The sequence below is a fragment of the Streptomyces sp. NPDC015661 genome (assembly GCF_043077765.1).
Classification (GTDB): Bacteria; Actinomycetota; Actinomycetes; order Streptomycetales; family Streptomycetaceae; genus Streptomyces.
In genome coordinates, this window is record NZ_JBIBST010000005.1 from 267865 (window position 1) to 293106 (window position 25242).

Consider the following 25242-nt stretch of genomic DNA (forward strand, 5'->3'; position numbering starts at 1 on the left):
GGGTACAAGTGCGGCCTATCGGCAGAAGAGGGTTCGTGGCCGGCGCCACCGGAGCGGCGCTCGCCGTGACGGGAACGACAGTGGCGTCCGCGGCCGGCGCCGAGCAGTCGTTACGGGCGAAGCCGCGCCCGGCGCCCGGGACGTCGCACCGCCGGCGGGAGTTCCGCGGGATGTGGCTGGCGACGGTCGCCAACCGCGACTGGCCCTCCCGGGCCGGTCTGACCGCCGAGCAGCAGCGCGCCGAGCTCCTCCGCCACCTGGACACGGCGGTCGAGCGCCGGCTCAACACGGTGGTGCTCCAGGTCCGTCCGACCGCCGACGCGATCTGGCCCTCGCCGTACGAGCCGTGGGCGCAGTACCTGACCGGCACGCAGGGCCGCGATCCCGGCTGGGACCCGCTGGGCACGGCCGTCGACGAGGCCCATGCCCGGGGGCTCCAACTGCACGCCTGGTTCAACCCGTACCGCGTGGCGAATCACACGGATCCCAGCCGGCTCGTCCCCGGCCATCCGGCCCGGCTCCACCCGGAATGGGTGCTGCCCCACGGCGGGAAGCTCTACTACAACCCGGGGCTGCCCGAGGTCCGGGGCTTCGTCCAGGACGCGATGCTGGACGCGCTGCGCCGCTACGACATCGACGCCGTGCACTGGGACGACTACTTCTATCCGTACCCGGTGGCGGGGCAGGTCTTCGCCGACGACGAGGCGTACGCACGGTACGGCGGGGACTTCCCCGACAAGGCGTCCTGGCGGCGGAACAACACCGATCTGCTGGTCTCGGAGATGGCCGCCCGGATCAAGGAGACCAGGAAGCACACGGCCTTCGGCATCAGCCCCTTCGGGGTCTGGCGGAACATCGCCACCGACCCGGAGGGCTCGGACACCCGCGCCGGTGTCCAGACGTACGACGATCTGTACGCCGACACCCGGAAGTGGATCCGGGAGGGCTGGATCGACTACGTGATCCCCCAGCTGTACTGGAACATCGGGCTGCCGGCCGCCGACTACGCCAAGCTGCTGCCCTGGTGGGACGCGGTGGTCCGGGACACGGGCGTCGGCCTCTACATCGGCGAGGCGCTCTACAAGGCGGGCGATCCCGCCCAGCCCGCGGCCTGGCAGGACCCGCGGGAACTCTCACGCCACCTGGCGCTGGCCCGCACGTACCCCTCGGTCGGTGGCCACTGCTTCTTCTCCGCGAAGGAGGTCGCCGCGGACCCGATCGGGGCGATGACCACCGTGGTGGCCGATCACTACCCGACCGGGGTCCGTCCGCCGAAGTAGGGGCTCGGCCGGTGGTGGGGCCTCAGCGGGTCCCCATCTCGGGACGGTGGCGTACGACGGTGTCGGGGCCCGGCGACATCAGGGCCTCGTGGCCGTCGTCGTCGAACTTGACGCGGTACGGGGGAGTGCCGTTCTCCCCCAGTACCTGAAGGACCTCGGCCGTGCGGTCGTGATGACCGACGGTCCGGCCGTGTACCAGCAGCTTGTCGCCCACGCTCGCCTGCATCGGGCTGACCTCCTCGCGACCGGGCTTGTCCTGTCCTGCGCAGGTCTCTGACTGCCATTGTGACCCGTTCCGCCCGGATTCGTCGCGTCAGCTCTTCGCCCGCTGGGTGACCGCGATGCAGACCAGGACCGCCACCGCCGCGACCGGCGCCGCGAGCGGCAGGGTCTCGCCGAGGAGGAAGACCGACCAGAAGAGGGTGAGCAGCGGCTGGGCGAGCTGGAGCTGGCTGGCCTTGGGGATGCCGATCGCGGCCATGCCGCGGTACCAGACGTACAGGCCGAAGAAGGTGGAGCCTGCGGCGACCCAGGCGAGGCCGATGACTCCGTGCGCGTTCAGATGGACCGGCTCGATCGACAGCGTCACGGCCGAGGCGGCCACCATCAGCGGCAGGCAGAGGACCAGGGCCCAGCCGATGACCTGCCAGCCCGGCATGAGCGCCGCGAGCCGGCCCCCCTCGGTGTATCCGGCCGCGCACACGAGCAGCGCCCCGAAGAGGTACAGGTCGCCCGTGGAGAACGAGCCGCCGCTCTCCTTGAGCGTGAAGCCCAGTACCACCAGGGCGCCGGAGACGGCCGCGAACCAGAAGGTACGGGACGGCCGGCGGCCGGTCCGCACGGCTGCCAGGGTCGCGGTGGTGAGCGGCAGCAGCCCCACGACGACGGCGGCGTGCGAGGTGGTGGAGGTCTGCAGGGCCAGCGTGGTCAGGAGCGGGAAGCCGATGACGACACCGCAGGCGACCACCGCGAGGCCCGCCCAGTGGCGGCGCTCGGGCAGCGGCACCCGGCCCGCGAGGAGGAAGGCGCCGGCGATGAGCGCGGCGAGGGTGGAGCGCACGGCCACCAGCGACCAGGGGCCGAAGCTCTCCAGGCCCCAGACGGTCGAGGGGAAGGTGAGGGAGAAGGAGATCACGCCGAGCCCGGCGAGCAGGGTGCCGCTGGTCCTGGGGGAGGAGGCGGCGGGGGTCGCGCCGGCGGCCGGGGTCGCGACCCCGGCCGCAGCCGGGGCGGCGGTGCCGGTGGACCCGGTCCGGGAGGATCCGGTAGCAGTGACCGCTATCGTGGTCGAGGCAGTAGCGCTATCCTGTGTTCTCATGCATGAGCGTAGCAGTGTCGCGGAACTGGCGAAATCCCTGAGAGCGGAACTCGACCGCTACTCTCCCGGTGGAAAACTGCCATCGAGCAGGGCGCTCGTCGAGCGCTACCACGTCTCCCCGGTCACCGTCACCCGGGCCCTCGCCCAGCTCGCCGCCGAAGGCCTCGTCGTCACCCGCCCAGGCGCCGGCGCCTTCCGCGCCGAACCGCGCACCCCCACACCGGTCGCCGGGGACACCTCCTGGCAGGAGGTCGCGCTCAGCGCCGACACCGCCACCGAACTCGTCCCCCGGGCCGTCGACGCCTCCGGTGTCCTCGTCACCCTCTCCGCACCCCCGCCCGGCGTGATCGAGTTCAACGGCGGCTACCTCCACCCCTCCCTCCAGCCCGAGAGCGCCCTCGCCGCGGCCCTCGCCCGGGCCGGCCGCCGCCCCGGCGCCTGGGGCAGACCGCCCACCGACGGCCTGCCCGAACTGCGCGAATGGTTCGCCCGCGAGATCGGCGGCAGCATCACCGCCGCCGACGTCCTGGTCACCGCCGGCGGCCAGTCCGCGATCACCACGGCCCTGCGCGCCCTCGCCCCGCCCGGCACCCCCGTCCTCGTCGAATCGCCCACCTACCCCGGCATGCTCGCCGTCGCCCGCGCCGCCGGACTCCGCCCCGTCCCCGTGCCGACCGACGCCGACGGAGTCCGCCCCGAACTCCTCGAAGCCGCCTTCCGCGCCACCGGCGCCCGCGTCTTCGTCAGCCAGCCGCTCTTCCAGAACCCGACCGGGACCACGCTGAGCCCCGAACGCCGCCGCGACGTCGTCCGCATCGCCCGCGCCGCCGGGGCCTTCGTCGTCGAGGACGACTTCGCCCGCCGCCTCGTCCACGCGGACGCGGGGCCGCTCCCCGCGCCGCTCGTCGCCGACGACCCCGACGGCGTCGTCGTCCACGTCCGCTCGCTCACCAAGATCACCTCGGCGAGCCTCCGCGTGGGTGCCCTCGCCGCCCGCGGGCCCGTCCTCGAACGACTGCGCGCCATCCAGGTCGTCGACAGCTTCTTCGTCCCCCGGCCCCTCCAGGAGGCCGCGCTCGAACTCGTCGGCTCCCCGGCCTGGCCCCGCCACCTCCGGGCCGTCGCCCAGGAGCTCAAGAGCCGCCGGGACGTCATGACCGGCGCCCTCGCCCTCCACCTCCCCGAACTCGCCCTGCCGTACGTGCCCTCCGGCGGCTACCAGCTCTGGCTGCGCCTCCCCGAGACCCTCCCCGAGGCCTCCCTCCTCGCCGCCGCCCTGCGGGCCGGGGTCACCGCCGCCCCCGGCCGCCCCTACTTCTGCGCCGAACCCCCCGCCGGCCACATCCGGCTGAGTTTCGCGGGTGTCGCGGGCCCCACGGAGATCGTCGAGGGCGTGCGCCGCCTGCGGACGGCGATCGACGAACTCACCGGCTGACCCCGGGGGCCGGGCCGCACCCGCCGTCGGCGCGGCCCCGCCCCCGTCCCTGGCCCGGGGCAAATTCGCCTGACAAGCCCGCGCGCCCCTGGAAGCCTTCGCGCATGAGCGACAGCACCGCCACCGACACCCCCGTCATGCACGGGGCGTACGAGATCTCAGCCGACCCCGCCAGGATCGACGCGGCCCGCGTCCACCACTGGCTGTCCACCGACGCCTACTGGGCCCTCGGCCGACCTCGGGAGAAGCAGGACCGGGCCATCGCCGGCTCGCTGAACCTCGGCGCCTACCACCGCGAGACCGGCGAGATGAGCGCCTACGCGCGCGTCGTCACCGACTACGCCACCTTCGCCTGGCTCTGCGACGTCTACGTCGACCGCCCGGCCCGCGGCACCGGCCTCGGCACCGCGCTCGTCACCGCCGTCCGCGACCACCTCGCACCGTACGGACTGCGCCGCATCATGCTCGCCACCGCCGACGCGCACGGCGTGTACGAGAAGGTGGGTTTCACGCCACTGCAGAATCCGGACAAGTGGATGGCTCTCGGGCAGCAGTGAGCCCGACCCCCTCCGACCCCACCCCATGACCCCTTGACCAGCGGCGCCACCGGCCTCACCATCGCGGCCATGAGTCTTCGGGTGACGCTCGTCACGGCGGCACGCAGCTCCTCCCTGCTCGCCGAACGCTTCGACGACGACCGGCCGCTCGACGAGGCCGGCTGGTACGAGGTGCAGCAGGCCGCGCCCGCGCTCATCCCGCTCGGCGCGGCCGAACTGCGCTACTGCTCCCCGACCCCGCGCAGCCGCGCCACCGGCACCGCCCTCGGCTACGCGCCGCTCGCCCAGCCCGCCCTCCGCGACTGCGACATGGGCCGCTGGCGGGGCCTCACCCTCGCCGAGGTCGCCGCCCTCGAACCGGCCGCCGTCGACGCCTGGCTCACCGACGCCCGCACGGCCCCGCACGGCGGCGAACCACTCCTCGCCTTCATCACCCGGATAGGGAACTGGCTCGACACGCGCCCCGCCGAGGACGGCTCCATCGTCGCCGTCGCCGAACCCTCCGTCGTACGGGCCGCCCTCGTGTACGCCCTCAAGGCACCGCCCGCCACCTACTGGAACGTCGACGTCCGCCCCCTCTCCACGGTCACCCTCACCGGCCGCCCCGGCCTCTGGCACCTCCAGCTCGCCACCGCCCCGTGCTGACGGCCCCCCGCGGGCGCGGCTGACGGCCCCCCGCGGGCGCGCGAAGGTGGGGAACCGGGCCCCCGACCGGCTAGCCTGAGACCACGATGAACCGTTTGAGCACGTCATGGGGCGCCTTCACGCTGACCCGCTTCCCCGAGGACCCGCGCGACCAGCTCCGCGCCTGGGACGCGTCCGACGAGTACCTCCTCGGGCACCTCGCCGAGACCGGCACCGACCTCTCCGGCACCGTCGCCGTCCTCGGCGACCGCTGGGGAGCCCTCGTCACCGCGCTCCAGGCCGCGGGACCCCGAGAACTCGTCCAGATCACCGACTCGTACCTCGGCGGGCAGGCCACCCGGGCCAACCTCGCGCGCGCCGGGGCCGCCCCGGACTCCGTCCGGCTCCTCACCACCCAGGACCCGCCGCCCGAGCGGATCGACGTGCTCCTCGTCCGCGTCCCCAAGAGCCTCGCGCTCCTGGAGGACCAGCTCCACCGGCTCGCGCCCGCCGTGCACGAGGACACCGTGATCGTCGGCACGGGCATGGTCAAGGACATCCACACCTCCACGCTCAAGCTCTTCGAGCGGATCCTCGGCCCCACCCGCACCTCGCTCGCGGTGAAGAAGGCCCGGCTGATCCACACCACCCCCGATCCGTCCCTCACGCCCGGGCCGAACCCGTGGCCCCTGCGGTACGCCCTCCCGGCGGACACCCCCGCGCCCGGCCTCCCCGGACTCACCGTCACCAACCACGCCGGCGTGTTCTGCGCCGACCGCCTCGACATCGGCACCCGCTTCTTCCTCGCGAACCTGCCGGGCGGTCTCGGCCGGGCCCGCGTCGCCGACCTCGGCTGCGGCAACGGCGTCGTCGGCCTCGCCATCGCCCTCCACGAACCCGAGGCGGAACTGGTCTTCACCGACGAGTCGTACCCGGCGGTCGCCTCGGCCGAGGAGAACTTCCGCGCCCACGTGGGCCCGGACCGCAAGGCCGAGTTCCTCGTCGGCGACGGCCTCACCGAACTCGCCCCCGGCTCGATGGACCTCGTCCTCAACAACCCGCCGTTCCACAGCCACCAGGCCACCACCGACCGCACCGCCCGCCGGATGTTCACCGACGCACGGCGCGCGCTGCGGCCCGGCGGCGAACTGTGGGTCATCGGCAACCGGCACCTCGGGTACCACGTCACGCTGCGCAGGATCTTCGGCAACAGCGAACTCGTCGCCAGCGACGCGAAGTTCGTGGTGCTGCGCGCCGTCAAGAGGGGCTGAGGCTCACCGGCCCCAGGATCTGGAACAGAGCACGAGCCGGTATCCGTCGGGGTCGGCGACCGTGACGCCCCACTCGTCCCAGTACGGGTTGTGCGCCGGCACCCGGGTCCCGCCGGCGGCGAGCAGCCGCTCCACCTGCTCCTCCTCGACGGGCGCGCCGAGGTAGACGACGAACAGGTCGTCGACGGTCGGGGTGGGCTCCAGCGGACGCTCGGGGTCATGGGTCAGCTCGAAGTGCCAGCTGCCGTCCGGGGGCCCGACCATGAGCAGGTCGTGCTTCCCGGGCACCCGCTCGGTGCTCCGCCACTGCACGTCGAGGCCGAGCCCGTCCACGTAGAACCGCTCGGCGGCGGCCAGATCCCGCGAAGGGCGGGCGACCCGTACCCGGGTCTCAGCATGGATGATCATGCCTCCAGGCTAGGACGTCCCGGTCGCCGCCGCCCTCGGGGATCTCCCTCGCCCACCACGGACTTGACCCTGACGCGCGGGTCAGGGTTTACGGTCCCGCCGACCCGACCGACCTCCTCCTGGAGCGCCCCCATGGCCACCCACCGCGAGATCCGGCTGCGCACCCGACCCGAGCGCGGCCTCCCGGCACCCGAGCACCTCGCACTCGTCCACGCCGCCCTGCCCGTCCCGGCCCCCGGCGAAGTCCTCGTCAGGAACCGCTGGTTCGCGGTCTCCGCCGCGCTGCGGACCCTGATCGGCGGGGGAGTGAAGGGCGCGCCCTTCCCGCCCGTCGAACCCGGCGACCCCCTCTTCGGCGCGGCCGTCGGCGAGGTCGTGTCCGCCCCCGACGGCAGCGGCCTGCGCCCCGGAGACCTCGTCTCCCACTGGCAGGGCTGGCGCGAGTACGCCGCCGTGTCCGCGGCCGGCTGCACGCCCCTCGGCGACACCCTGCCCGACCCCGTCGCCCACCTCTCCCAGGGCTGGACCGCGTACGCCGCCCTCACCCGCGGCACCGGGATACGCGCCGGGGACACGGTCCTCGTCACCGGCGGGGCCGGCGCCGTCGGCACGATGGCCGGGCAGATCGCCCGGCTCCTCGGCGCGGGCCGGGTGATCGGCAGCACCGGCTCACCGGCCAAGGCCGAGCGGCTCGTCACCGAACTCGGCTACGACGCCGCCGTCGTCCGGGGCGCCGCCGCACCCTTCGCCGCGCAGCTCGCCGAAGCCGCACCCGAGGGCGTCGACGTCCTCCTCGACACGGTCGGCGGCGAGCAGCTGAGCGCGGCGGTCGCCGCCGCCCGCCCCGGCGCGCGGGCCGTCCTCGTCGGCGCCCTGTCCGGCCAGCTCGATCCGGAGGGGAGCGGAGCCACCGCGCGCGTGGAGCTCGATTCGTACCCGCTCGTCCTCAAGCGGGTCTCCCTGCGCGGCTTCAGCCCGCTCGACCACCCGGAGACGGAGGCCGAGTGGCGGGGCAGGTTCGGCGACTGGCTGCGCGCCGGGGAGATCACCTTCCCGCACGTCAGGGTGGCGGGCATGGATCGGGCCGCAGAGGCGTTGCGGGAGGTGATGGAGGGACGGCATCTCGGCGCGGTCGTGGTCGAGTTGCCGTGACGGCGACGGCGGTGACCGGGACGGCGGTGACCGGGACGGCGACGGCGGTGACCGGGACGGCGATGACGGTGACCGGGACGGCGACGGCGGTGACCGGGACGGCGACGGCGGTGACCGGGACGGCGACGGCGGTGACCGGGACGGCGACGGCGGTGACCGGGACGGCGACGGCGGTGACTGGGACGGCGAGGCGACGGGGGCGACGACGGTGCCGGCGGCGGCGAGGCGACGGGGGCGACCACGGTGCCGGCGGCTGGCGCGCCCCCGGCGATCGTCGCGGCCGCGGCGACGGTCGCGCCCCCGTTCCACGGCCGCGACCGTCCCCACGACGAAGGGCGGACGGCATGCGGATCGGTGACGCGGCGGCAGCGGCGGGGACCACACCCCGGGCCCTGCGCCTCTACGAGCAGCGGGGCCTCCTCCCGCCGCCCGACCGCACCCCCACCGGCCAGCGGCGCTACGGACCGGACGACGTGGCCCGCGTCCGGGTCGTGCGGGAACTCCTCGCCCTCGGCCTGACGATCGAGGACGTACGCGCGTGCGTGGACCGCCTGCCCCTCCTCGACGTGGACGCGATCCGCTCCCGCCGGGTCCCCGAGGGCGTCTGCGTGCGGGCGTCCCCGGTCGTGAGCCGCCGGCTCGCGGCCCTCGACGCGGAGATCGCCCGCCTCACACGTCAGCGCGACGAACTGGCGGCCCGCTCGGCGCCCCCGCCGCACCCGGAAACCCCGGCCGCCGCGACCGGCTGAGGGGTACTCACGCCAGGGCGACCAGCTCCCGGTACTCCGCGTTCCACAGGTCCTCGTCCGCGTCCGGGAGCAGCAGGACCCGCTCGGGGCGCAGCGCGTCGATCGCGCCCTCGTCGTGCGTGACCATCACGATCGCGCCCGGATACGTGCCCACGGCCGCCAGGACCTCGTCGCGCGACGCGGGATCGAGGTTGTTGGTGGGCTCGTCCAGGAGCAGCACGTTCGCTCCGGAGTGGACCAGGGCGGCCAGCGCGAGCCGTGTCTTCTCCCCGCCGGAGAGCACCCCGGCCGGCTTGTCGGCGTCGTCGCCCCGGAACAGGAACGCGCCGAGCACGGACCGTACCTCTCCGTCCGTCAGGTGCGGAGCGGCCGCCGCGAGGTTCTCGCGGACCGTGCGCGACGGGTCGAGCGTCTCGTGCTCCTGGGCGAAGTAGCCGAGCCGCAGCCCGTGCCCGCGCACCACCCGCCCCGCGTCGGGAGCCTCCTGTCCGGCGAGGAGCCGCAGCAGGGTCGTCTTGCCGGCGCCGTTGAGCCCGAGGACGACGAGCCGGCTGCCCCGGTCGACGGCCAGGTCCACCCCGTCGAGCACCGGCCGCTCCCCGTACGCCTTGGTGAGCGACACGGCGCCCAGCGGTGTCCGGCCGCAGGGAGCAGGCTCGGGCAGCCGGATACGGGCGACCCGCTCGGCCTGTCGCGCCGGGTCGAGCCCGGCGAGCATCCGGTCGGCCCGGCGGGCCATGCTGCGGGCCGTCGTCGCCGTCGCCACGCGGGACTTCATGCGGTCCGCCTGCGCGTGCAGGGCGGCCGCCTTCCGTTCGGCGCTGGCGCGCTCGCGCACCCGGCGCCGCTCGTCGGCGTCCCGCTGCGCGAGGTACGCGTCCCAGCCGGTGTTGTGGACGTCGAGCGAGGCCCGCTGCGGGTCGAGACGGAAGACCCGGTTCACGGTGTCGGCCAGGAGCCGCAGGTCGTGGCTGATCAGCACGAGTCCGCCCCGGTGGGCGGCGAGGTGGCCGCGCAGCCAGCCGATCGAGTCGGCGTCCAGGTGGTTGGTCGGCTCGTCGAGCAGCAGCGTGCCCTCCCGCCCGTGTCCGGCGAAGAGGATGCGGGCCAGCTCGACCCGGCGCTTCTGGCCGCCGGACAGCCGGCCGACGGGCCGGTCCATGAGCTCGACGGGCAGGCCGAGGCCGGCCGCGACCCGGGCGGCCTCCGCCTCCGCCGCGTAACCGCCGCCCGCCTCGAAGGCGGTCTCGGCGGCGTCGTACGCGGCGAGCGCCCGCGCGTCGGGCGCCTCGCCGAGCCGGCGGGCGGCCTCCGCGAGCCGCCGGACCGCCCGGTCGAGGCCGCGCGCGGAGAGGATCCGGTCGGTGACGGTCACGGAGGGGTCGGCGGCCCGCGAGTCCTGCGCGAGATGGCCGACGGAGCCGGTACGGGTGACGGTGCCGGCGGCCGGGGCACGCAGCCCGGCCAGGGTGTCGAGGAGGGTGGTCTTGCCGGCGCCGTTGCGGCCGACCAGGCCGATCCGGTCGCCGGGGGCGACGTGGCAGGAGACGCCGGACAGCAGGAGCCGGGCGCCGACGCGCACGTCGGCACCACGAACGGTGATCATGGGATAACGCTCCGAACAGGCTTGAGGACACACGGGTGGCGTGGGTGCGGGTCCTCAGCTAGGAGATTCGGGGCGTAGACATGCCGTCGAGGCTAACGGAACGGACTCCCGGACGCACCGGGATTTCGCCCCGCCCGCGCCTCGGGAGCCGGGAAGGCCCGGCGCCTCAGGAGTCGGGAAACCAAACGCCTCAGGAGCCGGGACGGCCCCGCGCCCCGGGATCCGGGAAGCCCCGAGCCTCAGGAGTCGGGAAAGGCCAGGTCGAGGCCGCGCACCCGGTCCTCCCCGGTGGTGAGCGAGAGGGTGACGATCCGGTCCCGCCGCAGGGTGGCCGCGAAGGCCGAGACCGGCCGGCCGGCGGCGAACCCGACCGCGCCGACGGCCCCGTCGACCAGCGCCGGCCGGGACACGTCCGTGCTCCGGGCGAAGGCGGCGGCCGTCTCGGCGACCGCGGCGACCCCGTGCACCGGACCGCCCTCGGAGTAGGCGACGACCTCCGGGTCGAGGACGCCCACCAGTGCGCGGACATCACGCGCGCGTACGGCCGCGAGGAACCGGTCCACCACGGCGCGCTGCCGCCCCTGCTCCCCCTCGGTACGGTCCGCCCCGCCGCCCCGGATCCGCTCCCGTGCCCGCTGCGCGAGCCGAGCGGCGGCCTCGGGCGAACCGCCGGTGATCCGGGCGGTCTCGTGCGCCGGCAACCCGAACGCATCGTGCAGGACATAGGCCAGCCGCTCCTCGCCCTTGAGCCGCTCCAGCATCGCGAGCAACGCCAGCCACAGGGAGTCGACCCCGGCATCCCCCGAAGCGGGGGACTCGCCGGGACGATCGGCCCCGCCTGGCCCGGGCGCCCCACCGGAACTCCCGGCGTCGTCGCACCGCCCCGGCCCCCACCCCCGGGCCTCGCGCTCCTGGAGCCTTCGCACGCAGGCCTCGCCCACCGCTGCCGTCAGCCACGCGCGCACCGTCGCACCGTCGTCCTGCCGGAGCCCCGCCCGGGCCACCGCGAGCGCCTCCTCGGCCTCAGCGGGCGACCCCGTGATCCGCAGGGCGACGGCCCGCAACTGCTCCTCGTGGGCGTCGAACCGCCCGGTCAGGGCGGTCAGAAACGTGTCGTCGTGCATGGCGCCTCACTCCTCGTCGGTTCCGTCACCGCGTTGACGAGAGGGCCCGCCGGTATGTGACAGGGCTCGGCACAGCGGAAAGGCCGGCCCGACACCGAGGTGTCGAACCGGCCTTTCCGTGGTGGGGGCGCGGTGCGTCAGTCCGTGCCGAACTCCATCGCGGCCCGGTCCAGCATCTCCTCGTCCTCGGAGACCTCGCCGCGGGAGGCGATGGCCTCGGCGCCGCCCTCGGGCAGCTGCGTCATGGTGCCGATCAGGCCGGTCGCGGCCGCCTGGGCGGCGCCGATGGACGGGCTGCCGGTGCCGATCAGGCCGAGGCCTGCGTACTGCTCCAGCTTGGCGCGCGAGTCGGCGATGTCGAGGTTGCGCATGGTGAGCTGGCCGATCCGGTCCACCGGGCCGAAGGCCGAGTCCTCGGTGCGCTCCATGGACAGCTTGTCCGGGTGGTAGCTGAACGCCGGGCCCGTGGTGTCGAGGATCGAGTAGTCCTCGCCGCGCCGCAGGCGCAGCGTGACCTCGCCGGTGACGGCCGCGCCGACCCAGCGCTGGAGCGACTCGCGGACCATGAGGGCCTGCGGGTCCAGCCACCGGCCCTCGTACATGAGCCGGCCGAGGCGGCGGCCCTCGTTGTGGTACTGGGCGAGGGTGTCCTCGTTGTGGATCGCGTTGACCAGGCGCTCGTACGCGGCGTGCAGCAGCGCCATGCCCGGGGCCTCGTAGATGCCGCGGCTCTTGGCCTCGATGATCCGGTTCTCGATCTGGTCGGACATGCCCATGCCGTGGCGGCCGCCGATGGCGTTGGCCTCCATGACCAGGTCGACGGCGGAGTGGAACTCCTTGCCGTTGATCGTCACCGGGCGGCCCTGCTCGAAGCCGATCGTGACGTCCTCGGTGGCGATCTCGACCGACGGGTCCCAGAACTTCACGCCCATGATCGGGTCGACGGTCTCGACGCCCGTGTCCAGGTGCTCCAGGGTCTTGGCCTCGTGGGTGGCGCCCCAGATGTTGGCGTCGGTGGAGTACGCCTTCTCGGTGCTGTCCCGGTAGGGGAGGTCGTGGGCGAGCAGCCACTCCGACATCTCCTTGCGGCCGCCGAGCTCGGTCACGAAGTCCGCGTCCAGCCAGGGCTTGTAGATCCGCAGGTGCGGGTTGGCGAGCAGGCCGTAGCGGTAGAACCGCTCGATGTCGTTGCCCTTGAAGGTCGAGCCGTCGCCCCAGATCTGGACGTTGTCCTCGAGCATCGCCCGGACCAGCAGGGTGCCGGTGACGGCGCGGCCGAGCGGGGTGGTGTTGAAGTAGGCGCGGCCGCCCGAGCGGATGTGGAACGCGCCGCAGGTGAGCGCGGCCAGGCCTTCCTCGACCAGCGCGGCGCGGCAGTCGACCAGGCGCGCGATCTCGGCACCGTAGGTCTTCGCGCGGCCGGGCACCGAGGCGATGTCGGGCTCGTCGTACTGGCCGATGTCGGCGGTGTAGGTGCAGGGGATGGCGCCCTTGTCGCGCATCCATGCGACGGCGACGGACGTGTCGAGGCCGCCGGAGAAGGCGATGCCGACGCGCTCGCCGGCGGGCAGGGAGGTGAGGACCTTGGACATGGGAAGAGTATGCATCATCTCGCATGGTCATGCAAAGGGGTGCTCCCCCGAAGGTGCGCACCCCCACATTCCGATCCTCCGGCAGTTCCCCCGGCCCGGCCACCGGAAGCCGCCGCCGCGCCCTCATTGCGGTACGTCTCCCTCGAAAAGCACACTTCAAGTAGTAAAGAGGGAATATCCTCCCGCCGAGAGCGTGTCGTTGTATAAAAGTTCGGCAGCACGTATAGTCATGCCATCCATGAGGAGGGTTTCGATGACGGTACGAGTAGCTGTGGCGGGTGCGAGCGGATACGCGGGCGGAGAGCTCCTGCGTCTCCTCGTCGCCCACCCCCACGTGGAGATCGGGACACTGACCGGCCACTCCAACGCCGGCCAGCGCCTCGGGGCCCTCCAGCCCCACCTGCTCCCGCTCGCCGACCGCGTCCTCGCGCCCACCACCGCCGAGGAGCTCGCCGGACACGACGTGGTCTTCCTCGCGCTGCCGCACGGCCAGTCCGCCGCCGTCGCCGAGCAGCTCGGGCCCGACGTCCTCGTCGTCGACATGGGCGCCGACTTCCGCCTCAAGGACCCGACCGACTGGGAGACGTACTACGGCTCCCCGCACGCCGGGACCTGGCCCTACGGCCTCCCCGAACTGCCGGGCGCCCGCGCCGCCCTCGAGGGGTCCAAGCGGGTCGCGGTCCCCGGCTGCTACCCGACCGCCGTCTCGCTCGCGCTCTTCCCGGCGTACGCGGAGGGGCTCGCCGAGCCCGAGGCCGTGATCGTCGCCGCCTCCGGCACCTCCGGCGCGGGCAAGGCCGCCAAGCCGCACCTGCTCGGCAGCGAGGTCATGGGCAACATGTCCCCGTACGGCGTCGGAGGCGGGCACCGCCACACGCCCGAGATGATCCAGAACCTCAGCGGACCGGCGGGGGAGCGGGTCACCGTCTCCTTCACGCCCACCCTGGCGCCGATGCCCCGCGGCATCCTCGCCACCTGCACCGCCACCGCGAAGCCCGGAGTCACCGCCGAGACCGTACGGGCCGCGTACGAGAAGGCCTACGCGGACGAGCCCTTCGTCCACCTGCTCCCCGAGGGGCAGTGGCCCGCCACGTCGTCCGTCTACGGTTCCAACGCCGTTCAGGTGCAGGTCGCGTACGACGCGAACGCGAACCGGATCATCGCCATCAGCGCCATCGACAACCTCACCAAGGGCACCGCCGGCGGTGCGGTGCAGAGCATGAACATCGCCCTCGGGCTTCCCGAGGCCACCGGACTTTCCACGATTGGAGTCGCTCCATGAGCGTCACCGCAGCGAAGGGATTCACGGCAGCGGGCATCGCCGCCGGGATCAAGTCGAACGGCAACCCGGACCTGGCCCTCGTGGTCAACACCGGGCCCCGCCGCGCCGCCGCGGGAGTCTTCACCTCCAACCGCGTCAAGGCCGCGCCCGTCGTCTGGTCCCAGCAGGTCCTCGCCGACGGCGAGCTCACCGCGGTCGTCCTCAACTCCGGCGGCGCCAACGCCTGCACCGGCCCCCAGGGCTTCCAGGACACCCACGCCACCGCCGAGAAGGTCGCCGAGGCCCTGAGCGCGCAGGGCACGGAGGTCGGCGCCGGCGAGATTGCCGTGGCCTCCACCGGCCTCATCGGCGTCCTGCTCCCCATGGACAAGCTGCTCCCCGGAGTCGAGACGGCCGCCGCCGAACTCTCCGAGCACGGCGGCGAGAAGGCCGCCATCGCCATCAAGACCACCGACACCGTCCACAAGACCTCCGTGGTCACCAAGGACGGCTGGACCGTCGGCGGCATGGCCAAGGGCGCGGGCATGCTCGCCCCCGGCCTCGCCACCATGCTCGTCGTCCTCACCACCGACGCGGACGTCGACGCCAAGGGCCTCGACGCCGCCCTGCGGACCGCCACCCGGCTCACGTTCGACCGCGTGGACTCCGACGGCTGCATGTCCACCAACGACACCGTCCTCCTCCTCGCCTCCGGCGCCGCCGGCGTCACCCCCGCGCAGGACGAGTTCGCCGAGGCCGTACGGACCGTCTGCGACGACCTCGCCCGGCAGCTCATCGGCGACGCCGAGGGCGCCAGCAAGGACATCCGCATCGAGGTGATCAACGCCGCGACCGAGGACGACGCCGTCGAGGTGGGCCGCTCCATCGCCCGCAACAACCTCCTCAAGTGCGCCATCCACGGCGAGGACCCCAACTGGGGCCGGGTGCTCTCCGCCATCGGCACCACGAAGGCGGCCTTCGAGCCCGACCGGCTCAACGTCGCCATCAACGGCGTCTGGGTCTGCAAGAACGGCTCCGTCGGCGAGGACCGCGACCTGGTCGACATGCGCTACCGGGAGGTCACCATCACCGCCGACCTCGCCGCCGGCACCGAGTCCGCCGTCATCTGGGCGAACGACCTCACCGCGGACTACGTCCACGAGAACAGCGCGTACTCGTCATGACCAACACCGCGCGGAAGCACACCGCCCTCCCGAAGGCGCAGACCTTGATCGAGGCACTGCCCTGGCTCACCCGCCACCACGGCAAGACCGTCGTCATCAAGTTCGGCGGCAACGCCATGATCGACGAGGACCTCAAGGCCGCCTTCGCCCAGGACATCGTCTTCCTGCACCACGCCGGCCTCAAGCCGGTCGTCGTGCACGGCGGCGGCCCCCAGATCAACGCCGCCCTCGACCAGGCAGGCCTGGTCAGCGAGTTCAAGGCGGGCCTGCGGGTCACCACCCCCGAGGCGATGGACGTCGTCCGGATGGTGCTCGCGGGCCAGGTCCAGCGCGAACTCGTCGGCCTGCTCAACCAGCATGGCCCGCTCGCCATCGGCCTCACCGGCGAGGACGCCCACACCATGACCGCCACCAAGCACCAGCCGGTGATAAACGGCGAGACGATCGACATCGGCCGCGTCGGCGAGATCACCGCCATCGACACCGGCGCCATCAAGGCACTCCTGGAGGACGGCCGGATCCCGGTCATCTCCTCCATCGCCCGCTCCCAGGACGACGGACATGTCTACAACGTCAATGCTGATACGGCGGCTGCGGCACTCGCTGCGGCGCTGGGTGCCGAGACCCTGATGGTCCTGACCGACGTCGAGGGCCTCTACGAGGACTGGCCCAACAGCGACGAGGTCATCAGCAGGCTCACCGCGAGCCAGCTGGAGAAGCTGCTGCCCGAGCTCTCCAGCGGCATGGTCCCCAAGATGGAGGGCTGCCTGCACGCCGTACGGAACGGGGTCACCACGGCCCGCGTCATCGACGGCCGGGTCCAGCACTCGATCCTGCTGGAGATCTTCACGGACGAGGGCATCGGCACGATGGTCGTGCCGGACGGGACGACGGGGGAGTCGTGATGAGCAACACGGAGCTGACCGAGCGCTGGCAGGGCTCGCTCATGAACAACTACGGCACCCCCCGGCTGCCGCTCGTCCGCGGTGAGGGCGCCAAGGTCTGGGACGCGGACGGCAAGGAGTACCTGGACTTCGTCGGCGGCATCGCCGTCAACGCCCTCGGACACGCCCACCCGGCCGTCGTCCAGGCCGTGTCGCGGCAGATCGGGTCCCTCGGCCACGTCTCCAACCTCTTCGTCGCCGAGCCGCCCGTCGCCCTGGCCGAGCGGCTCCTCGGCCTCTTCGGCCGCCCCGGCAAGGTCTTCTTCTGCAACTCGGGCGCCGAGGCCAACGAGGCCGCGTTCAAGATCGGCCGGCTCACCGGCCGTTCCCACATGGTCGCCACCGACGGCGGCTTCCACGGCCGGACCATGGGCTCCCTCGCGCTCACCGGCCAGCCCGGCAAGCAGACCCCGTTCCTGCCGCTCCCCGGCGACGTCACCCACGTGCCCTACGGGGACGTGGAGGCGCTGCGGGCCGCGGTCACCGAGGACACCGCCTTCGTCATCATCGAGCCCATCCAGGGCGAGAACGGCGTCGTCGTCCCGCCCGCCGGCTACCTCAGGGCCGCCCGGGAGATCACCCGCGCCACCGGCACCCTCCTCGTCCTCGACGAGGTGCAGACCGGCATCGGCCGGTGCGGCCACTGGTTCGAGCACCAGGCCCACGAGGGCGTCGAGCCGGACGTCGTGACCCTCGCCAAGGGCCTCGGCGGCGGCCTCCCGCTCGGCGCGACCGTCGCCTTCGGCGAGGCCGCGGAGCTCTTCACGCCCGGCCACCACGGCACCACCTTCGGCGGCAACCCGGTGGCCTGCGCCGCCGGACTCGCCGTCCTGGACACCCTCGGCGCCGACGCGGCCCTCGACCACGTGAAGTCGGTCGGGGAGCGGCTGCGGCAGGGAATCGAGGGTCTGGGGCACCCGCTGGTCTCCCACGTCCGTGGTGCGGGCCTCCTGCTGGGTATCGTGCTCACCGGGCCCCTCGCACCCCAGGTGCAGCAGGCGGCCCAGGACGCGGGCCTCCTGGTGAACGCGCCCGCACCCGACGTGGTACGGATCATGCCTCCGCTGGTCCTCACCGACGCCGAGGCGGACGCCTTCCTCCGGGCGCTGCCCGGGGTCCTGGACGAGGCGAACGGGCAAGGACGAACCGGAGAATGAGACGACGATGACCGACGCGCAGGAGAACGAGCACGGCGGGCCGTCCGTTCCGCAGACCCGCACCGCACGCCACCGCAGGATCGTCGACATCCTCAACCGGCAGCCGGTGCGCTCGCAGAGCCAGCTCGCCAAGCTGCTCGCGGACGACGGGCTGAGCGTCACCCAGGCGACGCTCAGCCGCGACCTCGACGAGCTCGGCGCGGTGAAGATCCGCAACACCGGCGGCGAGCTGATCTACGCGGTGCCCAGCGAGGGCGGCTTCCGCACCCCGCAGGCGCCGCTCGGCGAGTCCGCGAAGGAGGAGCGCATGCGGCGCCTCTCCGGCGAACTGCTGATCTCCGCCGAGGCCTCCGCCAACCTGGTGGTGCTGCGGACCCCGCCGGGCGCCGCCCAGTTCCTCGCGTCGGCCATCGACCAGGCCGAACTCCACGCCATCCTCGGCACCATCGCGGGTGACGACACGCTGCTGCTCATCAGCCGCGACCCGGTCGGCGGGCAGGCGCTCGCCGACCACCTCCTGAAGCTGGCCCAGAAGTAGCCCCCGGGATCAATACCGCGTGATCGCCGTCGGACCGCCCCGCGTTCCGACGGCGATGTGCGGTCGGCGCGCGGGATCCGCCCAGGCGAGGACCGCGCGCATCGCGTCGGCCGGCACGGAGACGCAACCGGCGGTCGCCCCGCGCCCGTTGACGTGCAGGAAGATCCCGGCCCCGCGCCCGCGCACCGGACGCTCGTAGTTGAAGCCGATGACGAGCGCGTACGCGTACTGCGTGCCGTACGAGGCGAGATGCTCGGCCTCGCCGGCCCGGCAGTCCCGGGGCAGCCCCTCGACCCAGCGGTTGTACGCGCGCGAGGCGTTGTCCTGGCACCACCAGGACCGCTCGGTGACCCGGGCGTACGGGAAGCGGGTCCCGGCCGGCCGGGACCGCACCCCGAAGGCGTACGGCAGCCGGTAGAGCCCGGTGGGCGTGGTGTTCGTGCCCTGCCGGCGCGATCCGCCCTCGGCGAGCCCGTTGGCCCCGAAGCGGGCGGGCGCGGATCCCGCCACGACCCACCGCCCGCCGCGCCGGTCCCACCACGTCAGCGTGCCCGTGGTGGAGTCCGTGTCCGAGGCCTCGGCCGTGATCAGCTGGGAGCCCCCGCCGGTGTCGGCCATCCGCGCGGGCAGCGGTGCGGGTGCGGGTGCGGGCGCGGCGCCGAGGGAGAGCAGGGCGGTGCCGAGGGCGAGAAGGGTACGCATGCCGCGACGCTAGGACGGCGGTCGTGCGCCCGCCCGTCGTACGGGGCTATTCGGCGGGCAGCGGGGGCAACGGAAGCGGAAGACCGGGGAGTCCGTCCAGGCTGCTCGCGATGTGGTCCTTGCTCGCGCAGTAGTCGCTGAACTCCCGGTCCGTCTTCCGGTTGAAGTACTCGGCGTGCAGCTGCCGGTCCTCCTGGTACTCCATCAGCGGGACGGCGAACCCGCAGGCGTCGCTGATCCGCCGGGCGTGCACGACGACGATCGCCCGCGCGCTGCCCTGCCCCTCGACGGCCTCGGCCGGGAACCGCGCGAACAGCTCGCCCCACCGCGGATCGTCCCGCAGCACGGCCTCGCCCGTGCCGTGCACCCGCACGACGGTCGGCGGCCCCGAGAAGGCGGTCCACATCAGCGTGATCCGTCCGTTCCCCGGCTCCCGCAGGTGCGCGATCGTCTCGGCGCCGCTGCCGCCGAAGTCGACGTAGGCGAGGGTCAGTTCGTCGAGCACGACGAGCGTGCCCCTGCGGCCCTTGGGGGAGAGGTTCACGTGACCGTCGCCGGTGAGGGGAGCGGTCGCGGTGAAGAACACCGGCTGGTCCTCGATGAAGGACCGAAGCCGTCCGTCGATACGCTCGTACGTCTTTGCCATGGTCCGATTCTCGCCCACCCGGGTGCCGTCCGGCCCCGGGCGTCAGCTCCCGAGCAGTGCCCGGGAGTTGGCGCGCAGCTTCGGCTCGGCGTCGTCGAGCAGCGACCAGGCGATCTCCCGAAGGTCCGGTCCGCCGTGCGCGACGAGCAGTCGGAACGCCCCCACGCGCACGTGCCGGGGGTGTTCGGTCCCGAGCCGGGCCCGCAGCCCCGCCACCGGCAGCCGCTCCCGGTAGGGCACGAGGGCGGTTGCCGTCTCCCGTACGACTCCGGGCGCGGGATCGTCGAGGAGCGGCACCAGGCGCGCCGCGTCCACCGCGTCCAGGCCCCGCAGCCCGGCGACGGCGTGGGCCCGCACTCCGGGGTGCGGGTGGCCCGTGAGGTCCCACAGCAGAGCGGCGTCCTCGCGCGCGCCGCACTCGGCGAGCCCGAGGGGAGCGGCCGGGGGCACCGACGCGCTCGCGCACAGGGCGCGGTAGAGCGGTGCGGCCTCCACGCCGTACTGCCGCAGCACGTACCGCGCGCACGCCCGCACCAGGGCCGACCGGTCCGCCAGGTACGCCTCGGCCTCCCCGGGGCGCCCGGCCGGGCGCAGCGCCGTCACCCCGGCCGCGCGCACCCGCGAGTGGCGGGAGCGCAGCAGCGGCAGGAGCACCTCCTCCCCGGTCTCGGGGCCGACCCCGGCGACGGCGCCGTCCGCGCAGATGTCCTGGATCACCACGTCCGGATCGGTGGCGGCGGCCTCGGCGCAGCGCTCGGGGGAGAGGTGTCGCCGCTCGACGGCGATCCGGTGGGCCAGACGCCGGGTCGCCCGGTCGTCGCGGGCGAGGGCGGTGTCGAGGACGGGCACCGGGCCCTCCCGGAGTTCGGCTTCGAGGAGGGTCCGGGCGGCCTCGCCGTGCCGGCGGCCTGCGATCCGCAGGACGACGGGCGCCAGGGCGGCGATCGCGTCGGGTCCGGCACCGGGGAGCGCGGCCCGCAGCAGGTCGCGGGCCGGCCCCCGTACGGCCTCCGCCCAGTCCGCGCAGCGGATCGCCACCAGGGGCAGCAGCGGCCGCAGGTCCGCGGCGGGAAGGAGGGCCGCGCGGCGCAGGGCCGCCTCGCGTATCCGGCCGTCGGGGTGGCAGAGCGCGAGGGCGAGCTCGGGCGTGCCGGGTTCGCGGCGGGAGAGGTTCAGGGTGGGCAGCGGCGCGTCCCAGGACCAGTGGAAGCGGCGGCCGGTCGCCCACGGGTGGTCCGGCAGCGCGGACGGGCGGGTACGGGCGAGCTGCCGCACGGCGAGGTCGAGACCCGTCCAGGCGGCGGCGTCCGAGGTGTCGATCGCCGAGGCGAGCGGCGTTCCCCGGGCCAGTCGGGTGGCTCCTGCGGTGTGGGTGTCCTCCATGGGCGGAGCGTAGGGACAGGGTGTACCGGGGCGCTCATGATTTTCGCCGCCCCCGGACCGCGATTGACAAAACATACGGCCATCCGCATAGTTATGCCTATCAACGTCGACCTAGCGTCATCCGCCCACGTTCGATCGAGGAGCAGCAGTGAGCAGCAACAACGGTGACGTCCGGCTCTGGGGCGGACGGTTCGCCGACGGCCCGGCCGAGGCCCTGGCGAAGCTCTCCGCTTCGGTCCACTTCGACTGGCGTCTCGCGCCGTACGACATCGCCGGCTCCCGTGCCCACGCGCGCGTGCTGCACAAGGCCGGGCTGCTCACCGAGGACGAGCTGACCCGCATGATCGCCGGGCTCGACCAGCTGGAGGCGGACGTCGCCGACGGCTCCTTCGTCGGCACCATCGCCGACGAGGACGTCCACACCGCCCTGGAGCGGGGCCTTCTGGAGCGCCTCGGCGCCGAACTCGGCGGCAAGCTGCGCGCCGGCCGGTCCCGGAACGACCAGGTCGCCACCCTCTTCCGGATGTACCTGCGCGACCACGCCCGGATCATCGGCGGCCTCGTCGCCGACCTCCAGGACGCCCTCGTCGGCCTCGCCGAGGCCCACCCGGACGTCGCCATGCCCGGCCGTACGCACCTCCAGCACGCCCAGCCGGTGCTCTTCGCCCACCACGTCCTCGCCCATGCCCAGGCCTTCTCCCGGGACGCCGAGCGGCTGCGGCAGTGGGACACCCGGACGGCGGTCTCCCCGTACGGCTCCGGCGCCCTCGCGGGGTCCTCCCTCGGGCTCGACCCGGAGGCGGTCGCGAAGGACCTCGGCTTCGAGCGGGGCTCGGCCGGCAACTCGATCGACGGCACGGCCTCGCGCGACTTCGTCGCCGAGTTCGCCTTCATCACGGCGATGATCGGCGTCAACCTCTCGCGGATCGCCGAGGAGATCATCATCTGGAACACGAAGGAGTTCTCCTTCGTGACCCTCCACGACGCCTTCTCCACCGGCTCGTCGATCATGCCCCAGAAGAAGAACCCGGACATCGCCGAGCTGGCCCGCGGCAAGTCCGGCCGCCTCATCGGCAACCTCTCGGGCCTGATGGCCACCCTGAAGGCCCTCCCGCTCGCCTACAACCGGGACCTCCAGGAGGACAAGGAGCCGGTCTTCGACTCCTGCGACCAGCTGGAGGTCCTGCTGCCGGCCTTCACCGGCATGATGGCCACCCTCACGGTCAACCGGGAGCGCATGGAGGAGCTGGCCCCGGCCGGCTTCTCGCTCGCCACCGACATCGCCGAGTGGCTGGTCAAGCAGGGCGTCCCCTTCCGGGTGGCGCACGAGGTGGCCGGCGAGTGCGTGAAGGTCGCCGAGTCCGAGGGCAAGGAGCTGGACGAGCTCACGGACGAGCAGTTCGGCAAGATCTCCGAGCACCTCACCCCCGAGGTCCGCACCGTCCTCAACGTCCCGGGCGCCCTCGCCTCCCGCAACGGCCGCGGCGGCACCGCCCCCTCGGCGGTCGCCACCCAGCTGGTCGAGGTCAAGGCGGACCTGGTGATCCAGCACGCCTGGGCCGAGGCCAAGAAGTAACCCTCGGCACGTCACAGCGCCGCCGCCCACTCCGCGAGCGCGTCGAAGTCCGGTCGGATCAGTCCGATCCGGGGATCGACGTGCAGCAGCAGGGCGGCGGCGAGGTGTTTCTGCTCCACGTACTCGTGGTCGTACGGCGTGATGTCGTCGTCCACCCATGCGAACGGCCGCCCCGCCGCGTACTCCAGGATGTATTGGGTCTTCCAGAACGTCCCGCGCGGGGCGGCTCCGTGCATCTTCGGCCAGTCGATGAACGGCAGCTCGGGCAGCCCGAGGTGGGGTCCGATCCAGTCGTTCGCCTCGCCCTTCCAGGTCGTCGCCCACACCAGCTCGTACGCCTCCGCCAGCGCGAGCAGCTCGCCCCCGTGGTCCGGGTTGAGCCACACCCGCAGCGGCTTCGTCCCGAACCAGCCGCCGGGCCGCATCCGGTGCGTCGTGTACCCCGCCGGACGCCGCTCGCGCTGCGCCGCGTACGGATTCAGCGGCCCGTCGACATCGATCAGCAGCAGCGGCTTCGTCATCGTCACAGCATTCCGTCCCCGCCTCGGTGAGGCGTTGAAATATCGAATGAGACATTGATGTCTCACTCGGTGTATGGTTGTCTCATGTCAGTCGATCGCACCCAGGTGCTCCGTGCCGCCGCCGCCCTGCTCACCCGCAAGGCGACCGCCACCATGGACGAGGTCGCCCGGGCCGCCGGGATCGGCCGGGCCACGCTGCACCGGCACTTCGCCGGGCGGGACGCCCTGGTGCGGGCGCTCGAAGAGCTCGGGCTGCAGGAGCTGGAGGCGGCCCACGACCGGGCCCGCACCGAAGAAGGGCCCGCCGACGAGGCCGTGCGCCGGCTCGTCGCCGAGGTCGAGGACGTCGCCCCGCTGCTCTCGTTCCTCGTCACCGAGAACCAGCTCTTCGAGGGCGACCAGCAGAACGAAGGCTGGGAACGCCTCGACGCCCGGGTCTCCGCGCTCTTCCGGCGCGGCCAGGAAGAGGGCGTCTTCCGCATCGACCTGACCCCCGCCTGGCTCACCGAGGCCCTCTACGGGCTCATCGGTTCCGGCGCCTGGGCCGTGCAGGACGGCCGGGTCGCCGCCAAGGACTTCCCATACATGATCGCCGAACTGTTGCTCGGCGGAGCGCGCAGGAGCGTGGAGAAGTGACCACCAGCAGCATCAGGACCGAGAGCCATATCGAGGGCGTGCACCGCCCCGGCCGGTGGCTCGCCCTCTCCGTGCTCGTCCTGGCCGTCCTCCTCGTGGCGGTCGACGCCACGGTCCTCGGCCTCGCGACGCCCTTCCTCTCGGAGGACCTCAAGCCCTCCGGCACCCAGCTGCTCTGGATCGGCGACGTCTACTCCTTCGTCATCGCCGGACTCCTGGTCTCCATGGGCAGCCTCGGCGACCGCATCGGCCGCAAGAAGCTCCTGCTGATCGGTGCGACCGCCTTCGGCGCCCTCTCGGTCCTGAACGCCTACGCGACCAGCCCCGAGATGATGATCGTCGCCCGCGCCCTCCTCGGCGTCGCCGGCGCGACCCTGATGCCCTCGACCCTGGCGCTCATCCGCAACCTCTTCCACGACCCCCGCGAGCGCAGCCTCGCGATCGGCATCTGGGGCGCCATGGCCTCGGCCGGCGCGGCCGTCGGACCGGTCGTCGGCGGGTTCCTCCTGGAGCACTTCTGGTGGGGCTCGGTCTTCCTCATCAACCTGCCCGTCATGGCCGTCCTCGTCCTCGTCGGCAGCAAGCTGATCCCCGAGTCGAAGAACCCGAACCACGGCCCCTGGGACCTCCCCAGTGTCGCCCTCTCCCTGGTCGGTGTCATCGGAGTCGTGTACGCGGTCAAGGAACTGGCCTCCCACGGCCTCTCCCTCGACGCCGCCGTCGCCGCCCTCGTCGGTGCCACCGCCCTGACCTGGTTCGTCCGCAGGCAGCTGACCCTGCCCGCGCCGCTCCTGGACATGCGGCTCTTCCGCCACCGCGGCTTCTCCGGAGCCGTCCTCGCCGACCTGCTGACCATCCTCGGCCTCTCCGGCCTGGTGTTCTTCCTGTCCCAGTTCTTCCAGCTGGTCCAGGGCCGCCAGCCCCTGGAGGCCGGCCTCGCCGAACTGCCCGCCGCGATCGGCGCGGTGACGGCCGGTCTGATCGCCGGCCTCGTGGCCCGCCGCTTCTCCGTACGGTCCGTGGTGGCCGGCGGTCTCGCGGCGGTCGGTCTCTCCCTCGCCGTCCTGACGACCCTCGACCAGCACACCGGCTACCCGCTGCTCGGCGCGAGCCTCCTGGTCGTCGGCGTGGGCGCGGGCTTCTCCTTCACGGTGACCGCGGACGTGATCCTCTCCAGCGTCCCGAAGGAGCAGGCCGGTTCCGCCTCCGCGGTCTCCGAGACCGCGTACGAACTGGGCGCCGCGCTCGGCATCGCCATCCTCGGCTCCATCGTGACCGGCGTCTACCGCGGCTTCGCCGCCCCGGCCGGTGTCCCCTCGGACATCGCGTCGGCCGCCCACGAGTCGCTCGGCGGCGCGGTCGAGGCCTCCGGCGGCCTCGCCCCCGAGACGGCGACCGCCCTGGTGACCTCCGCCCAGGAGGCCTTCGTCGACGGCCTGCGCATCGCGGCGGGCGTCGGCGCGGCGGTCCTCCTCGCGACCGCGGTGGCGGCCTGGTTCCTCCTCAAGGGCCAGAGGCTGGAGGAGGGCGTCGAGCACTGACGTGCCCGGTGAACGCGGAGGTGCCCCGTACGGCCGA

General features: G+C 73.4%; 25 protein-coding genes. 15 read left to right on the plus strand and 10 right to left on the minus strand.

Annotation, left to right across the window (positions count from 1 at the left end):
- The first annotated feature begins 35 nt into the window (after positions 1 to 35).
- Positions 36 to 1280: a glycoside hydrolase family 10 protein gene (locus tag ACF07V_RS15800; protein WP_392154555.1), complete on the plus strand. Its 1245-nt coding sequence runs from the start codon at positions 36 to 38 to the stop codon at positions 1278 to 1280.
- Positions 1281 to 1302: 22 nt separating this feature from the next.
- Here ACF07V_RS15800 and ACF07V_RS15805 read toward each other — a convergent pair whose 3' ends face one another.
- On the minus strand, positions 1303 to 1506 hold the full coding sequence (locus tag ACF07V_RS15805) for a DUF1918 domain-containing protein (protein WP_392154556.1): 204 nt from the start codon (positions 1504 to 1506) through the stop codon (positions 1303 to 1305).
- Between the two features lie 87 nt (positions 1507 to 1593).
- Positions 1594 to 2598, minus strand: coding sequence for a DMT family transporter (locus ACF07V_RS15810; protein ID WP_392154558.1), 1005 nt, complete (start codon positions 2596 to 2598; stop codon positions 1594 to 1596).
- Between ACF07V_RS15810 and ACF07V_RS15815 the strand changes: the two genes are divergently transcribed.
- From ACF07V_RS15815 to ACF07V_RS15830, 4 genes are all read left to right on the plus strand, one after another.
- Positions 2597 to 4033 (plus strand): PLP-dependent aminotransferase family protein, encoded by a 1437-nt coding sequence (locus ACF07V_RS15815; protein WP_392154560.1) that lies wholly within the window; start codon positions 2597 to 2599, stop codon positions 4031 to 4033. The two genes, ACF07V_RS15810 and ACF07V_RS15815, sit on opposite strands and share 2 nt — an antisense overlap.
- A gap of 104 nt (positions 4034 to 4137) precedes the next feature.
- The gene (locus ACF07V_RS15820) at positions 4138 to 4590 is read left to right on the plus strand and encodes a GNAT family N-acetyltransferase (RefSeq protein WP_392154561.1); all 453 of its coding nucleotides are present in this window, start codon (positions 4138 to 4140) and stop codon (positions 4588 to 4590) included.
- A 69-nt stretch (positions 4591 to 4659) separates the two neighbouring features.
- Entirely contained in the window at positions 4660 to 5235 is a 576-nt protein-coding gene (locus ACF07V_RS15825) for a histidine phosphatase family protein (protein WP_392154921.1), read from the plus strand.
- Positions 5236 to 5321: 86 nt separating this feature from the next.
- Positions 5322 to 6485 carry a methyltransferase gene (locus ACF07V_RS15830; RefSeq protein WP_392154563.1) on the plus strand — a complete coding sequence of 388 codons (1164 nt, stop codon included), beginning with the start codon at positions 5322 to 5324 and terminating at the stop codon, positions 6483 to 6485.
- A gap of 3 nt (positions 6486 to 6488) precedes the next feature.
- Here the strand turns inward: ACF07V_RS15830 and ACF07V_RS15835 are convergent, their stop codons facing one another.
- Positions 6489 to 6893 (minus strand): VOC family protein, encoded by a 405-nt coding sequence (locus ACF07V_RS15835; protein WP_392154565.1) that lies wholly within the window; start codon positions 6891 to 6893, stop codon positions 6489 to 6491.
- A 132-nt stretch (positions 6894 to 7025) separates the two neighbouring features.
- Between ACF07V_RS15835 and ACF07V_RS15840 the strand changes: the two genes are divergently transcribed.
- Positions 7026 to 8045: an MDR family NADP-dependent oxidoreductase gene (locus ACF07V_RS15840; protein ID WP_392154567.1), complete on the plus strand. Its 1020-nt coding sequence runs from the start codon at positions 7026 to 7028 to the stop codon at positions 8043 to 8045.
- A 344-nt stretch (positions 8046 to 8389) separates the two neighbouring features.
- Positions 8390 to 8794, plus strand: coding sequence for a MerR family transcriptional regulator (locus ACF07V_RS15845; RefSeq protein WP_392154569.1), 405 nt, complete (start codon positions 8390 to 8392; stop codon positions 8792 to 8794).
- 7 nt (positions 8795 to 8801) lie between these two features.
- On the opposite strand, the gene ACF07V_RS15850 is transcribed toward ACF07V_RS15845, so the two are convergent.
- The 3 genes from ACF07V_RS15850 to argG all read right to left on the minus strand — a co-directional run bounded on the left by ACF07V_RS15850 (position 8802) and on the right by argG (position 13116).
- The gene (locus ACF07V_RS15850; RefSeq protein WP_392154571.1) at positions 8802 to 10400 is read right to left on the minus strand and encodes an ABC-F family ATP-binding cassette domain-containing protein; all 1599 of its coding nucleotides are present in this window, start codon (positions 10398 to 10400) and stop codon (positions 8802 to 8804) included.
- A 239-nt stretch (positions 10401 to 10639) separates the two neighbouring features.
- The gene (locus ACF07V_RS15855) at positions 10640 to 11524 is read right to left on the minus strand and encodes a sigma factor-like helix-turn-helix DNA-binding protein (RefSeq protein ID WP_392154572.1); all 885 of its coding nucleotides are present in this window, start codon (positions 11522 to 11524) and stop codon (positions 10640 to 10642) included.
- Between the two features lie 137 nt (positions 11525 to 11661).
- Complete coding sequence (argG, locus tag ACF07V_RS15860; protein ID WP_392154573.1) at positions 11662 to 13116, minus strand: argininosuccinate synthase; 1455 nt, start codon at positions 13114 to 13116, stop codon at positions 11662 to 11664.
- A 253-nt stretch (positions 13117 to 13369) separates the two neighbouring features.
- Between argG and argC the strand changes: the two genes are divergently transcribed.
- From argC to ACF07V_RS15885, 5 genes are read left to right on the plus strand one after another with little or no spacing between them, the layout of a single operon-like run.
- Positions 13370 to 14398 (plus strand): N-acetyl-gamma-glutamyl-phosphate reductase, encoded by a 1029-nt coding sequence (gene argC / locus ACF07V_RS15865; RefSeq protein ID WP_392154575.1) that lies wholly within the window; start codon positions 13370 to 13372, stop codon positions 14396 to 14398.
- Positions 14395 to 15561, plus strand: a complete 1167-nt coding sequence (gene argJ / locus ACF07V_RS15870; protein WP_392154577.1) for a bifunctional glutamate N-acetyltransferase/amino-acid acetyltransferase ArgJ — start codon at positions 14395 to 14397, stop codon at positions 15559 to 15561. The genes argC and argJ overlap by 4 nt, the downstream gene beginning before the upstream one ends.
- Positions 15558 to 16466, plus strand: coding sequence for an acetylglutamate kinase (argB, locus tag ACF07V_RS15875; RefSeq protein WP_392154579.1), 909 nt, complete (start codon positions 15558 to 15560; stop codon positions 16464 to 16466). Before argJ ends, argB begins: the two co-directional genes overlap by 4 nt.
- Positions 16466 to 17662: an acetylornithine transaminase gene (locus ACF07V_RS15880; RefSeq protein WP_392154580.1), complete on the plus strand. Its 1197-nt coding sequence runs from the start codon at positions 16466 to 16468 to the stop codon at positions 17660 to 17662. The genes argB and ACF07V_RS15880 overlap by 1 nt, the downstream gene beginning before the upstream one ends.
- A 7-nt stretch (positions 17663 to 17669) precedes the next feature.
- Entirely contained in the window at positions 17670 to 18200 is a 531-nt protein-coding gene (locus ACF07V_RS15885) for an arginine repressor (RefSeq protein WP_030214728.1), read from the plus strand.
- 9 nt (positions 18201 to 18209) lie between these two features.
- Here the strand turns inward: ACF07V_RS15885 and ACF07V_RS15890 are convergent, their stop codons facing one another.
- Genes ACF07V_RS15890 through ACF07V_RS15900 form a run of 3 tightly spaced genes read right to left on the minus strand, consistent with a single transcriptional unit; the run spans position 18210 to position 20931 of the window.
- Positions 18210 to 18902, minus strand: a complete 693-nt coding sequence (locus ACF07V_RS15890; RefSeq protein WP_392154582.1) for a L,D-transpeptidase — start codon at positions 18900 to 18902, stop codon at positions 18210 to 18212.
- Positions 18903 to 18948: 46 nt separating this feature from the next.
- On the minus strand, positions 18949 to 19548 hold the full coding sequence (locus ACF07V_RS15895) for a pyridoxamine 5'-phosphate oxidase family protein (RefSeq protein ID WP_392154584.1): 600 nt from the start codon (positions 19546 to 19548) through the stop codon (positions 18949 to 18951).
- A 42-nt stretch (positions 19549 to 19590) separates the two neighbouring features.
- A complete protein-coding gene (locus ACF07V_RS15900) occupies positions 19591 to 20931 on the minus strand; it encodes a hypothetical protein (protein WP_392154586.1) in 1341 nt (446 codons plus the stop codon).
- A 148-nt stretch (positions 20932 to 21079) separates the two neighbouring features.
- Here ACF07V_RS15900 and argH point away from each other — a divergent pair, with 148 nt between their 5' ends.
- Positions 21080 to 22507, plus strand: coding sequence for an argininosuccinate lyase (gene argH, locus ACF07V_RS15905; protein WP_392154588.1), 1428 nt, complete (start codon positions 21080 to 21082; stop codon positions 22505 to 22507).
- A gap of 11 nt (positions 22508 to 22518) precedes the next feature.
- On the opposite strand, the gene ACF07V_RS15910 is transcribed toward argH, so the two are convergent.
- Positions 22519 to 23028, minus strand: a complete 510-nt coding sequence (locus tag ACF07V_RS15910) for an HAD domain-containing protein (protein WP_392154589.1) — start codon at positions 23026 to 23028, stop codon at positions 22519 to 22521.
- Between the two features lie 84 nt (positions 23029 to 23112).
- On the opposite strand from ACF07V_RS15910, the gene ACF07V_RS15915 reads away from it, so the two are divergent.
- Both ACF07V_RS15915 and ACF07V_RS15920 read left to right on the plus strand, forming a co-directional pair.
- Positions 23113 to 23664, plus strand: a complete 552-nt coding sequence (locus ACF07V_RS15915) for a TetR/AcrR family transcriptional regulator (protein ID WP_392154591.1) — start codon at positions 23113 to 23115, stop codon at positions 23662 to 23664.
- Positions 23661 to 25205, plus strand: coding sequence for an MFS transporter (locus ACF07V_RS15920; RefSeq protein WP_392154593.1), 1545 nt, complete (start codon positions 23661 to 23663; stop codon positions 25203 to 25205). Before ACF07V_RS15915 ends, ACF07V_RS15920 begins: the two co-directional genes overlap by 4 nt.
- Positions 25206 to 25242: the final 37 nt, after the last annotated feature.

What these genes read in the sequence shown, in the direction of transcription:
- ACF07V_RS15805 (WP_392154556.1), bottom strand. Translation starts at nt 1,506, where the DNA reads ATGCAGGCGAGCGTGGGCGACAAGCTGCTGGTACACGGCCGGACCGTC.
- ACF07V_RS15815 (WP_392154560.1), top strand. Translation starts at nt 2,597, where the DNA reads ATGCATGAGCGTAGCAGTGTCGCGGAACTGGCGAAATCCCTGAGAGCG.
- ACF07V_RS15810 (WP_392154558.1), bottom strand. Translation starts at nt 2,598, where the DNA reads ATGAGAACACAGGATAGCGCTACTGCCTCGACCACGATAGCGGTCACT.
- ACF07V_RS15820 (WP_392154561.1), top strand. Translation starts at nt 4,138, where the DNA reads ATGAGCGACAGCACCGCCACCGACACCCCCGTCATGCACGGGGCGTAC.
- ACF07V_RS15825 (WP_392154921.1), top strand. Translation starts at nt 4,660, where the DNA reads ATGAGTCTTCGGGTGACGCTCGTCACGGCGGCACGCAGCTCCTCCCTG.
- ACF07V_RS15830 (WP_392154563.1), top strand. Translation starts at nt 5,322, where the DNA reads ATGAACCGTTTGAGCACGTCATGGGGCGCCTTCACGCTGACCCGCTTC.
- ACF07V_RS15835 (WP_392154565.1), bottom strand. Translation starts at nt 6,893, where the DNA reads ATGATCATCCATGCTGAGACCCGGGTACGGGTCGCCCGCCCTTCGCGG.
- ACF07V_RS15840 (WP_392154567.1), top strand. Translation starts at nt 7,026, where the DNA reads ATGGCCACCCACCGCGAGATCCGGCTGCGCACCCGACCCGAGCGCGGC.
- ACF07V_RS15845 (WP_392154569.1), top strand. Translation starts at nt 8,390, where the DNA reads ATGCGGATCGGTGACGCGGCGGCAGCGGCGGGGACCACACCCCGGGCC.
- ACF07V_RS15850 (WP_392154571.1), bottom strand. Translation starts at nt 10,400, where the DNA reads ATGATCACCGTTCGTGGTGCCGACGTGCGCGTCGGCGCCCGGCTCCTG.
- ACF07V_RS15855 (WP_392154572.1), bottom strand. Translation starts at nt 11,524, where the DNA reads ATGCACGACGACACGTTTCTGACCGCCCTGACCGGGCGGTTCGACGCC.
- argG (WP_392154573.1), bottom strand. Translation starts at nt 13,116, where the DNA reads ATGTCCAAGGTCCTCACCTCCCTGCCCGCCGGCGAGCGCGTCGGCATC.
- argC (WP_392154575.1), top strand. Translation starts at nt 13,370, where the DNA reads ATGACGGTACGAGTAGCTGTGGCGGGTGCGAGCGGATACGCGGGCGGA.
- argJ (WP_392154577.1), top strand. Translation starts at nt 14,395, where the DNA reads ATGAGCGTCACCGCAGCGAAGGGATTCACGGCAGCGGGCATCGCCGCC.
- argB (WP_392154579.1), top strand. Translation starts at nt 15,558, where the DNA reads ATGACCAACACCGCGCGGAAGCACACCGCCCTCCCGAAGGCGCAGACC.
- ACF07V_RS15880 (WP_392154580.1), top strand. Translation starts at nt 16,466, where the DNA reads ATGAGCAACACGGAGCTGACCGAGCGCTGGCAGGGCTCGCTCATGAAC.
- ACF07V_RS15885 (WP_030214728.1), top strand. Translation starts at nt 17,670, where the DNA reads ATGACCGACGCGCAGGAGAACGAGCACGGCGGGCCGTCCGTTCCGCAG.
- ACF07V_RS15890 (WP_392154582.1), bottom strand. Translation starts at nt 18,902, where the DNA reads ATGCGTACCCTTCTCGCCCTCGGCACCGCCCTGCTCTCCCTCGGCGCC.
- ACF07V_RS15895 (WP_392154584.1), bottom strand. Translation starts at nt 19,548, where the DNA reads ATGGCAAAGACGTACGAGCGTATCGACGGACGGCTTCGGTCCTTCATC.
- ACF07V_RS15900 (WP_392154586.1), bottom strand. Translation starts at nt 20,931, where the DNA reads ATGGAGGACACCCACACCGCAGGAGCCACCCGACTGGCCCGGGGAACG.
- ACF07V_RS15910 (WP_392154589.1), bottom strand. Translation starts at nt 23,028, where the DNA reads ATGACGAAGCCGCTGCTGCTGATCGATGTCGACGGGCCGCTGAATCCG.
- ACF07V_RS15915 (WP_392154591.1), top strand. Translation starts at nt 23,113, where the DNA reads ATGTCAGTCGATCGCACCCAGGTGCTCCGTGCCGCCGCCGCCCTGCTC.